The organism is Amycolatopsis sp. NPDC104775, from assembly GCF_055583325.1.
In genome coordinates this window covers 45,241-56,198 of the sequence record NZ_JBVJOE010000011.1, presented here as the reverse complement: position 1 = coordinate 56,198, position 10,958 = coordinate 45,241, and the positions used below count along the sequence as shown (strand labels likewise).

The window sequence follows — 10,958 nt, the reverse complement described above, 5'->3', positions numbered from 1 at the left end:
GGGGTGCTTGTCAAGGCATCTTTCCCGCCTTGACAAGCACCCCCGCGCCGTCGTCACAATCCAGCTTCGGGGTGCCCCCACAACCCCCACGGCAATGTCGCCCCCCAGGGCGACGAGCCGACACCCGACGCCTTCACCCCAGCCGCCGCCCCAAATCCTCCCGCCCATTCCAGGCAGTCATCAACGCATAAACCAAACAGGTCACCAACGGAGCAGCCAGCACCACCCACCCCGTCTCAATCCGGGGCGCCTGCTCAATCACCGCCCCCAACGCAGGCGGCGCATCCACCGAATACCGGGAATTGGCGAACGCAGGCCCCATCTGCGTCCCCAGCCAAGCCGCCAGCAACGCCCCGCCCGTCGCCGCCACCAGCACCACCGGCCCCCGCCGCTCCCGCAGGAACCACACGACCAGCCCGATCAGCAACCCGCCAGCCATGGCCAAAAACCCGAACACAGCCAGATCGTCGAACCGATGCCAGCTCTCCAGCTCCAACGGAGCCAATTGCCCGCCAGGCCCAACCACCCGCACCCGCTCAGCCGGAGCGAGGACCGACCACAACCACCCCATCGGAATCCCGAGCAACGCAGCGGTGGAAAGAACACTCACCGCGGGAAGAAGATCAGCCTTCACCACGACCCGCGGCCGCTGCGGCGGAAACAACACCGGCACCGACCACCCCTCGGCCACCCCCGACGACCGATGCGCCGCCCTGCCCGCGGAATCGACCACCCGAGGCTCCCTTCCCTGCCCGTGCGTTCCCAGCGTATGCAGGACTGAGAGTAACCGGTTGCACCCAACCCAGCCGCGAACGGCCCGCGGTCCGGGTGATAAAAACCCGCGGTCTCGCCCTAGGCCAACCGCCCAAAACTCACCGCCCTGGACGCCAGAAAGTCAGCTCTGCGCAAAAGCAGCAGCGGTGAAAGCCTCCGGGTCGAACTCCCCGCCAAACCACGGCGACAACCCCAGCCGGGCCCGCTCGGCGAACGTCTCCGGATCCACCGCCCCCAGCCCAGCCGGAAGCGCCCCCAGCAACGGCGCCCCCGCCGCCACCGGCAAATCCCGAAGATTCTCCAACGCGGCCAAGTCCGGATCCTCCGGCCAGGACCCGATGATCACCCCGACGACATTCAACCCACGCCGAGTAGCGACCTCAGCGGTCAACGCGGTCGTATTGAGCGTCCCCAACCCAGCCTGGGCCACGAGAACCACCGGTGCCCCCAACGACCACGCGACGTCCGCCAGCGTGCTCCCCTGCGGATCGAACCGCACCAGCAGCCCGCCCGCGCCCTCAACGAGCGTCAGGTCGTGCGCCGCAGCCAGCTCGCTCGCGGCAGCCGCGATTTCGCCAGGCCCCACCGTGGGCAACCCGGACCGCCGGGACGCGGCCTCCGGGGACAACGGATCCGGGTACCGCCGCAGTTCGCGGGTCGTCAGGTCCTTGCCCGCCAGCCGCTCCACCTCGGCGAGGTCGCCCGCCTCGCCGGGGAGCACGCCGGTCTGCGCGGGTTTCAGCACCGCGACGCGTTGTCCCTGCGCGAGGGCCAGCGCCGCGATCGCCGCGGTGGCGACCGTTTTGCCGACGTCGGTCCCGGTTCCGGTCATCACGAGCGTCGTCACGAGCCATCAAGATATTGACGTGCTCTCCGATGTCAACACTCGGGGTTCCCTCGCGCGCGCCCGGCGGCACGCGCGAGGGCCCGAGTCAGCCGGCCGGGGCCGCCGCGGGCGCTCCCGCGGCCACGAACTCGCCCTTCGCCGGGTCGGCGAGGTACACCTGCGCCGCGCCCACGTCGAAGTACAGCCCGGTCAGCGCCAGCTCGCCGCGCGCTTCGGCCTCGGCGACCAGCGGGTACTGCCGCAAATGCGTCAGCTGCTGCAGGACGTTGTGCAACGCCAGCCGGTCCGGTTCGCGCTCCGGCCGTTCCCCGGCGAGGGTCACCGCCCCGGCCCGGTTCCGGCTCGGTTCGGCGTGCACCAGCCAGGTCGCGAGTGCGGTGTCCGCGGGCGGACCGCTGGCCAGCGCGCCCATCGCCCCGCACGAGGAATGCCCGCACACCACGATTTCCCGCACTCCCAGCACCCCGACCGCGAACTCGATCGCCGCGTTGGTCGACGGGTCGGCCTGCCCGGGCGGCACGAGGTTGCCGATGTTGCGGATGGTGAACAGGTCGCCCGGACCGGACGTGGTGATCAGGTTCGGCACGATCCGGGAATCACCGCACGTGATGAACAGCGTGTGCGGCTGCTGCGCGTGCGCGAGCCCGCTGAGGACGTCCTTGAGCAGCGGCGCGGCCCGGCGCTGGAACTCGGTCGCGCCCCGGTGCGTGCGCTGCCCGGGCACCCGCACGTCCGCGGCCTGCCAAGCCGACCAGGGAGCCAGCCACCTCGGCATCGCACCGGCCGCCGCGGTGCGCCGGAGCGTCGGACGGCCTTCCTTGCCCTTGGCGAACCACGGATGCCCGATCTCGTCGACGACCACCGTGCCGCCAGTCCGTTCATGCGCCTGCTGCCAGGCGGAAAGGCTTTCGAACGCCGCGTGGTCGAGGTAGTCGGCGACCAGTTCGAGCGTCACCTTCGACCCCTCCGGGATCGTGCCGAGCACCTTCGTCAGCCGCGGCACCGACAGGAACGTCAGCACGCCTTCGACGATCACGCGCCATTCGCCGCCGTGGTGCTCGGCGTGCACGCCCGACCACACGGTCCGGCGCAGCATCAGCAGCACGGCCAGCACGATCCCGGCGAGCACGCCGGTGAGCAGGTCGAACACGACCACCCCGGCGACCGTCACCAGGTAAAGCGGCAGATCGCCGTGCCGCAGCACCTGCCGCAGATGACCGGGATTGACCAGCTTCGCGCCGACGTGCACGAGCAGCCCGGCCAGCGCGGCCAGCGGAATCGACTCCAGCACCCCGGCGAGCGCGACCACGAACACCAGGACCCACACGCCGTGCAGGACCGCGGACGCCCGGGTGCGTGCCCCGGCCGCGACGTTGGTGGAACTGCGCACGATCACGCCGGTGACCGGAAGCCCGCCGAGCGCGCCGGAGACCATGTTCGCCGCGCCCTGGCCGATCAGCTCGCGGTTCAGATCGGCCCGCGGGCCGTTCTGGAGTTTGTCGACCGCGACCGCGGACAGCAAGCTCTCGACGCTGGCGATCAGCGCGATGGTCAGCACCGCGACCGCCACCTGGCCCCATCCGCCGTCGGGCAGCTGCGGAGTGAAGCGGACCTGCAGCAGATCGCCGGACAGTTCGACGCGCGGCAGCGTCATCCCGGCGGCCAGGGACACGAGCGTCGCGACCGCGATCGCCGCCAGCGGGCCGGGGATTTTCCTTACCGCCGAGGGAAGTCTGGACCAGCCGAGCAGGATGGCGAGGGTCAGGACGCCGATCAGCGCGGCGGCGTCGTGGTGCGCGGCGATCTGCGCGGGCAGCCGGGCGATGTTCTCCAGCGCCGAACTCTGCGCCTTCCCGCCGAGCAGCACGTGCAGCTGGCCGAGCACGATCGTGACGCCGATGCCGGCGAGCATCCCGTGCACGATCGCCGGCGAGATGGCCAGCGCCGCCCGGGCGACCCGGCTCAGGCCGAACAGGATCTGCAGCGCCCCGGCGAGGACGGTGATCAGGCAGGTGACCTTCCAGCCGAAGGTGGAAATCGTCTCGGCCATCAGCACGGTCAGCCCGGCCGCGGGCCCGCTGACCTGCAGCGGAGAGCCGCCGAGGGCACCGGCGACCACGCCGCCGACGACGGCGGCGATCAGGCCGGCGACGATCGGGGCGCCGGACGCGAGGGCGATCCCGAGCGAAAGCGGGACCGCGACGAGGAAAACCACGAGCGAGGCGGGCACGTCGTGGCGAAGCACGGCAAGTCGTCTCATGCCGACCAGGAAACCGGGATTCCTGTGAAATGTCCGCTATGTCCCACTCTATGGAGTGGATCTTTATCGAATTACCCACGATCGGGTTGCGCGACCAGGCAAGATCCACTACGGGCAGCCACGCGAAACCCGAAGGAACCTCAGGCTTTCGTCGCGGCGGCCAGCATCGCCGACGTGATCACCGCCAGGTCGGCGTCGGTGCTGAGGTACGGCGGCATCGCGTAGATCAAATCACGGAACGGCCGCAACCACGCGCCTTCGGCTGTCACCACTTCGGTTGCGATGCCCAGGTCCACCTCGTGATCGAGCTGCAGCACCCCGATCGCGCCCAGCACGCGCACATCCACGACGTGCGGCAGCTCCCCGGCTGGCTCCAGTCCTTGCCGCAGCGCGGTTTCGATCCGGGCGACGTCGGCCTGCCACTGGCCTTCGGCCAGCAACCCGAGCGAAGCGTTGGCCACCGCCGAAGCCAGCGGATTTCCCATGAACGTCGGGCCGTGCGCGAGCACCGGAAGTTCGCCGCGCGCGATGCCGCCGGCGATTTCCGGCGTGCACAACGCGGCGGCCATCGTGAGGTAGCCGCCGGTGAGCGCCTTGCCGACACACAGCACGTCGGGCGTCACGCCGGCGTGCTCAGCCGCGAAAAGCTTTCCGGTACGGCCGAATCCGGTCGCGATCTCGTCGAAAACCAGCAGCACGTCGTGCTCTCTGGTCAGGTCTCGCAACGCGCGCAGGTAGCCGGGGTGGTGAAACCGCATCCCGCCCGCACCCTGCACCACCGGCTCCACGATCACCGCGGCCAATTCGCCCGCGTGCCGCTCGATCGCCTTCGCCAATTCGTCCACATAGGACTCATCGACCGAAGTGCCGAACCCGGACGGCGGCGCTGGCACGAAAACCTGCTCCGGCAGCACGCCGCGCCACAGGGAATGCATGCCGCCGTCCGGATCGCAGACGCTCATCGGCGTGAAGGTGTCGCCGTGGTAGCCGCCGCGCCACGTCAGCAGCCGGTGTTTGCCGGGCAGTCCGCGGGAACGCTGGTACTGCAGGCACATTTTCACCGCGACCTCGACCGACACCGAGCCCGAATCGCACAGGAACACGTGCTCGAGCCCGTCCGGCGTCATCTCGACCAAAGTCCTCGCGAGCGTGATCGCGGGTTCGTGGGTAAGCCCGCCGAACATCACGTGGCTCATCCGCCCGGCCTGCTCCGCGAGCGCGGCGTCGAGCACCGGGTGGCGGTAGCCGTGCACCGCCGCCCACCAGGACGACATGCCGTCGACCAGTTCCCGTCCGTCGGCGAGCTTCAACCGCACCCCGCTCGCCTCTTCCACGAGCAGGGGCGGCACCCGGCCCGGCATCGGCGCGTAGGGATGCCAGACGTGCGCGGCATCGAGGGCGAGGAGATCGGCAGCACTGGGTTCCACCCGCCGACCCTAACCGGGCGGCGGGCGGAATCGCAGTGACAGCCGCTACGCCCCGTGCGGCCGCACCGGCAGCGCCAGCACGCCGTGCACCAGCGAACTCGGCCGGTAGACGACGCGTTCGGCCGGAACGGCCAGACTCAGCTTCGGGAACCGGGCCAGCAGCGAGCCCAGCGCGATCTGCGCCTCCAGCCGGGCCAGCGGCGCGCCGACGCAGTAGTGGATCCCGTGCCCAAACGCGAGGTGCCCGCCGGGCGGCCGCGTGACGTCGAGCTTGTCCGGGTCCGGGAATTTCTCCGGATCCCGATTGGCCGACAGCAGAGAAATGTTGAGGAATTCGTCGCGCGGAATGGTGACGCCGCCCGCCTCGATTTCCTCGACGGTGTAGCGCAGCGTCGCGAAGTTGATCGGTCCGTCGTACCGGAGGAATTCCTCGACCGCACCCGGCATCAGGCTCGGATCGGCGCGCAGTTTCTCCGCCTGTCCGGGCTCGCGCAGCAACGCGAACGCGGCGTTGGCGATCAGGTTGACCGTGGTTTCGTGCCCGGCGATCAGCAGCAGGAACGCCATCGAGATCAGTTCGTCCCCGTCGAGCGAATCGCCTTCGTCGCTGGCGTGCACGAGATCCGAGAGCAGGTCTTCGGCCGGTTCGGCGCGTTTGCTCTCGACCAGCTGCTGCAAGTAGCGCTGCATGTCGTGCGCCGCCGCGGCTTGTGCTTCCTCTTCCGCGGCGAACGACAGCAGCAGGTGCGACCAGGCGGTGAACTCGCCGCGGTCCTCGATCCGCACGCCGAGCAGTTCGCAGATGACGGTGATCGGCAACGGCTCGGCGAACGCCTGGACGAGATCGACCTGCTCGTGCCCGGCCATCCCGTCCAGCAGCGCGTCGGCGATCTCCTGGATCCGCGGCCCCAGCCGGGCGACGGTGCGGGCGGTGAACGCCTTGTTCACCAGCTTGCGCAGCCGGGTGTGCACCGGCGGATCGCTGTTGAGCATGTGCCGGGTGAGCAGAGTGCTGAAGTCCGGCCCCTTGACCTCCTGGCCGACCTTCGCCGCGACCACCCGCTGCACGTCCGCGCTGTCCTTGCTGACGCGCGGATCGTTGAGCAGTTCGCGTGCCTGCTCGTATCCGCTGACCAAGTAGGACGGGATGCCGTGCCGGGCGATTATCGGGCACACCGCGCCGGATTCGCGCCGCTGCGCCAGCCATTCGTGCGGACTCTGCCAGAATTCCTCGTCCGCGAAAGGGAGTTCCTCGGTATGTTCGTCGACGCTCACTGCTGAGACCCCCTGAGCAGTTCGGTCAGCGCTCGGCCAATGCCGCCTCGACGCGCTCGACCACGTGTTTCCACTATGCCCGCCGCTCGGCCTTTTCCGCCACGTTCGCCAGCCGGTCCTGGCGGATCTTGAGCGTGCCGCGCTGGCCGAGATCGACGACCTCGAGCTCCAGCAGGAACTCCCACACCCGGCTGCCCGGCTACAGCATCGTGCGGGAAACCGCTGTCTCCCAACCACTTCGCCCGGTCTCACCCTCCTCGTGGGCCATGCCGACCTCATGGCGGAACCAGTGCGGGATCATAGGATCGTGCGCTACCGCCCGATTTCCCCCGACGCGCTCGCCGCCGAGCTGACCGAGCGCGTCAACGCGCTGACCCGCCGCCGAATCGCGGTCGCGATCGACGGCGCAGCCGGTACGGGCCCGCTCGCCGAAGCGTTGACCGCCCCGCTGAGGCTGCTCGGCCGCGCCGCGCTGCACGTGCCCGCGGCCGGCTTTCTGCGACCAGCATCCCTGCGTTTCGAGCACGGGAAACAAAATCCGGACGCGCGCTATACCGATTGGCTCGATCTGGGCGGTCTGCGCCGGGAAGTCCTGGATCCGCTCGCCGACGACGGAAGCGGCGAAGTGCTGCCCGCGCTGTGGGACGCCGAACGCGACCGCGCGACCAGACTGCCGCGCGTCCCGGTCCCGGACCGCGGCGTCGTCCTGGTCGACGGGGAATTCTTGCTCGGCGCGGGCTTGGCGTTCGATTTCGTGGTGCATTTGTGGCTTTCACCGGGTGCGTTGCGCCGCCAGGTCGCCGAGGAATGGGCGCTGCCCGCCTACGAACGCTACGAAAACGAAGTCGACCCGAGTGCCCTGGCGGACGTCGTGGTCCGCGTGGACGACCCGCGCCACCCGGCGATCTACGAACCCTGATCCCGGATCAGCGCACCGCCGCCACCGGATCGCCGTCCAGGAGCGTCGAGAGGCGCCGCGCCATCGTGTCCCACCGCCAGTGCTCGGCGACCCACGAACGGCCCGCCTCACCCATCCTGCGGGCGCGCACCGGGTCGGACAGCAGGGCCGACAGAGTCTCCGCGAGCTGAGCTGGGTCGCGGCCGTCGACCACGTGCCCGGTCACCTCGTCCAGCACCGCCTCCGGCGCGCCGCCGGACGTCCCCGCGACCACCGGCAGCCCGGTCGCGGACGCCTCCAGGTAGACGATGCCGAGTCCTTCCACGTCGAGCCCCTTGCCGCGCGTGCGAGCGGGCATCGCGAAGACGTCGCCCGCGTTGTAGTGCGCGGGCAGTTCCTCCCACGGCACCGAGCCGGTGAAGACCACGTCGTCGGCCACACCCAGCGCCTCGGCCAGCTGCGTCAGCCGTTTGCGATACGGACCGCCGCCGACGAGCAGCAATGCCGCACCGGGCACGCGCTCGCGGATCGCGGGCAGCGCGGAGATCAGCATGTCCTGTCCCTTGCGCGGGACGAGCCGCGAAACGCACACGACAGTCGGCCGGTCCCCAAGCCCATGCCGCGCGCGGATTTCCTCGCGCCCGGCCGGGTCCGGCGCGAAAACCGTGGTGTCGACCCCGCTCGGCAGCATTTCCAGCCCAGCATGCCGGCCGAACGCGGCGGCGAACCGAGTGCGCGTGTACTTGCTGACGTACGTGACGACGTCGACCGTCTCACCGATGCGCCGCAACGCCTGCCGCGAGCCCGGCAGCATCGACCAGCCGACTTCGTGGCCGTGCGTGGACGCGACGATCCGGCGCGCACCGGCCTGCCGCAGCGGATGCCCCAGCAGCGCGAGCGGAGCGGCCGCACCGAACCAGACGGCCTCGCAGTCACGGGCCCGCATGATCTGCTTCGCACGGCGCAGGACGTCCGGCGTGGGCAGCATCAGCGACGTCGGATGGCGCACCACCTCGAACGGCGCGGCCGCGTCGAACTCGACGTGCGAACCGCTGCTGCGCTCCCAGGAGGGCGCATAAACGACGAGGTCGTCCGCGGGCAGCCGGGTGGCCAGCGAATTGAGGTAATTCTGGATGCCCCCGGGGCGCGGCGGGAAGTCGTTCGTCACGAGCAGGGTCCTCAGCACCCCCGCAGGCTACCGACGAGCAGTTGCCGGGGAGACGACACGGGGCCGCGCGGGGCGGCCTTGGCTGAGTGCGAACGTCGGTCGGACTGCCCGGCGCGCATTGGCACGGCAACGTCTTGCCCCGCATCGCCCGTCGTCAGCGCGCAATCCCGCACGAAACCCGAGCACGGCCAGCGGCAGCGAAACCCCAGTCACCTCAACGGCGACCGGCTCGCGGGTCCACCGACGCACAGTCCCCCCACAAACGACACCGGCCCGCGTGCCGGTCTTCGCCGCGCTGTCGCCGGTCTTCCTGCCGCCCCGAGCCCGCACAGCCGACGCGCTCCAAGGCGGAGCCGGTGTTCGGCGTCGGCGAGACTCCCGAGCAGCGGAGGCACGACCCCGCCGAACTCCCGGCCACCACCACGGCGATCGACCCCTCGCGCCCACTACGGGAAACCGACGCGTACTCCGCAAACGACACCGGGGCGGCGCCGCGCAATGCGGCACCGCCCCGGTGAAAGCGAGAACGTCCGGTCAGGCGACCCGGCGCGCGCCCACGTACTGGCTCTGCAGCGGCGAGATCTTGACGACGTCGCCGGTGGTCGGCGCGTGCACCATCATCCCGTTGCCGATGTACATGCCCACGTGCGAGACCGGCGTGTAGTAGAACACCAGGTCGCCGGGCTGCAGCTGGCTGCGCGGAACCGGCGTGCCGGTGGTGCTCTGCTCGCGGCTCGAGCGCGGCAGCGAAATACCGGCCTGCTTGTAGGCCCACTGCATCAGGCCCGAGCAGTCGTACGAGCTCGGCCCGGTGGCGCCCCACTCGTAGGGCTTGCCGCGCTGGCTCAGCGCGGCCTGGACCGCGGCCGCGGCGGCCGGGCCGGCGTTCGCGAGATCCACCGAGACGTCGCCGCCGGTGTCCTTCTGCGCGTTGCGGTCCGCTGCGCTCAGCAGCGGCTGCGTCCGCTTCAGCTCGGCGACCTGGTCGTCGAGCGTCTTCTTCTTGGCGGTGATGTCCTCGGTCAGCTTCGCCGCGGCGTCGCGCGCCGCGGTGGCCCGCTGCGCGGCGTCGGCGGCCAGCTTCTCGGCGGCCTTGGCCTGGTCGACCGCGCCCTGGAGCTTCTCCAGCGCGGCGGCCTTCTGCGAGGCGATCTGGTCCAGCGCCGACGAACGGTCGAGGAACTCCTGCGTCGACGTGCCCGCCAGCAGCGCGGAGAGCTTGTTCATCTGGACGCCGGACAGGAACGACGCGTTCGCGAACTTGTCGACGTCGACCCGGTACTTCTTCTCGTTTTCGGCGGCCTGCGCGGAGAGGTTGTGAGCGTTGGTCACGTCTCCGTTGGCCTTGTCGAGGTCGCCCTGGCGGGCGGCGAGGTCGTCCTTGGCCTTGAGGAGGTCCTCGTTCGCCTTCTCCGCCTGCGCCGCGAGGTCGCGGTACTTGGCGAGAGCGTCCGAACCGGAGTCCGGCGGGGCCTGGAGGACGGGGAGGGGGGAAGCGGCTGCGGTGCCCGCCGGCTGCGCCGCGGTGACGATTGCGATCACCGAGGCTGCCGCGAGGGCACCTGACACCACGCGCTTGACTGGATGCGACTGCACGGCCGCGCGGGTCTCCTTTGCTCGTCGGCCGCCGTGGCCGGAACCCCGGCGCGGAAGAGGTCGGGGGCCCTCTTCGCGCACGCTGCCCGTCCGCGTTCCGGCCGTCGTGTATCCCGACAGCTTTTCCGCGCACGGTGGTTGGTTCCGGTCTGACTCCCCGACAAAGCCGTACCGGCGGCGATCCCGCGTCGCCGTCGTCCGACAGCTGACTGGCGCGAGATCTCGGCCAGGTTACGAAAAGACCGTCGGCGCGTCCACCGGGCCCCCCGTAAAAACTCTCCGTAGTCCGGCGAAACACCATCGGACCAGCAAGGCAGTTACACGTGACTTAGGTCACACGCCGTGGCAGCTCAAACGACCCCTTCGACTACTTACCGTTCACCGCATCGAGGCGACCGCTCGGCGAGTCAGTGTCACCCGCTGGGGTCACGCCGACCTACTGTCGGGCTCCGGAACCAGGCGCAGCCGCGGCACCATCCCCGCCTCGGCGAGCGCGTCGACAGCCCGCCGTTCGTCCGCGTCCCAGACGAGACCGACCGGCGGCCCGAGCAGCACGCTGACCACGCAATCGGCACACGCCGCCCCGCGCACCGCACACCGGTCGCAGTCGACGACGCACGTGTCGATGTCCTCGATCGCGACGTCCACCGCGCCGGCCGGCCGGTGCTCTTCCTGGCGGGAGGGAACGAGTGTCGCCCCCGCGTGCCGCCGCC

Annotated in this window: 9 protein-coding genes; 1 reads left to right on the top strand and 8 read right to left on the bottom strand. The window is 70.4% G+C overall.

The features are described 5' to 3' along the window. Positions 1–133 precede the first annotated feature (133 nt). The 5 genes from ACZ63D_RS36095 to ACZ63D_RS36075 all read right to left on the bottom strand — a co-directional run bounded on the left by ACZ63D_RS36095 (position 134) and on the right by ACZ63D_RS36075 (position 6,583). Positions 134–733, bottom strand: coding sequence for a DUF2567 domain-containing protein (locus ACZ63D_RS36095; RefSeq protein ID WP_465358816.1), 600 nt, complete (start codon positions 731–733; stop codon positions 134–136). A gap of 162 nt (positions 734–895) precedes the next feature. Further along, a complete protein-coding gene (bioD, locus tag ACZ63D_RS36090) occupies positions 896–1,621 on the bottom strand; it encodes a dethiobiotin synthase (RefSeq protein WP_465358815.1) in 726 nt (241 codons plus the stop codon). Positions 1,622–1,706: 85 nt separating this feature from the next. Next, positions 1,707–3,881 (bottom strand): SulP family inorganic anion transporter, encoded by a 2,175-nt coding sequence (locus tag ACZ63D_RS36085; RefSeq protein ID WP_465358814.1) that lies wholly within the window; start codon positions 3,879–3,881, stop codon positions 1,707–1,709. Positions 3,882–4,021: 140 nt separating this feature from the next. Continuing rightward, positions 4,022–5,308, bottom strand: a complete 1,287-nt coding sequence (locus ACZ63D_RS36080; RefSeq protein ID WP_465358813.1) for an adenosylmethionine--8-amino-7-oxononanoate transaminase — start codon at positions 5,306–5,308, stop codon at positions 4,022–4,024. 45 nt (positions 5,309–5,353) lie between these two features. Further along, entirely contained in the window at positions 5,354–6,583 is a 1,230-nt protein-coding gene (locus ACZ63D_RS36075) for a cytochrome P450 family protein (protein WP_465358812.1), read from the bottom strand. 307 nt (positions 6,584–6,890) lie between these two features. Here ACZ63D_RS36075 and ACZ63D_RS36070 point away from each other — a divergent pair, with 307 nt between their 5' ends. Further along, positions 6,891–7,502, top strand: a complete 612-nt coding sequence (locus tag ACZ63D_RS36070) for a nucleoside/nucleotide kinase family protein (RefSeq protein WP_465358811.1) — start codon at positions 6,891–6,893, stop codon at positions 7,500–7,502. Positions 7,503–7,509: 7 nt separating this feature from the next. On the opposite strand, the gene ACZ63D_RS36065 is transcribed toward ACZ63D_RS36070, so the two are convergent. From ACZ63D_RS36065 to ACZ63D_RS36055, 3 genes are all read right to left on the bottom strand, one after another. Next, positions 7,510–8,667, bottom strand: a complete 1,158-nt coding sequence (locus ACZ63D_RS36065) for a glycosyltransferase family 4 protein (protein ID WP_465358810.1) — start codon at positions 8,665–8,667, stop codon at positions 7,510–7,512. A 516-nt stretch (positions 8,668–9,183) separates the two neighbouring features. Further along, positions 9,184–10,245, bottom strand: coding sequence for a C40 family peptidase (locus tag ACZ63D_RS36060; RefSeq protein ID WP_465358809.1), 1,062 nt, complete (start codon positions 10,243–10,245; stop codon positions 9,184–9,186). Positions 10,246–10,671: 426 nt separating this feature from the next. After that, positions 10,672–10,893: a hypothetical protein gene (locus tag ACZ63D_RS36055; RefSeq protein ID WP_465359010.1), complete on the bottom strand. Its 222-nt coding sequence runs from the start codon at positions 10,891–10,893 to the stop codon at positions 10,672–10,674. Positions 10,894–10,958 lie beyond the last annotated feature (65 nt).

Excerpts from the sequence above, each read along its gene's own strand:
- ACZ63D_RS36085 (WP_465358814.1), bottom strand. The coding sequence starts at position 3,881 with ATGAGACGACTTGCCGTGCTTCGCCACGACGTGCCCGCCTCGCTCGTG.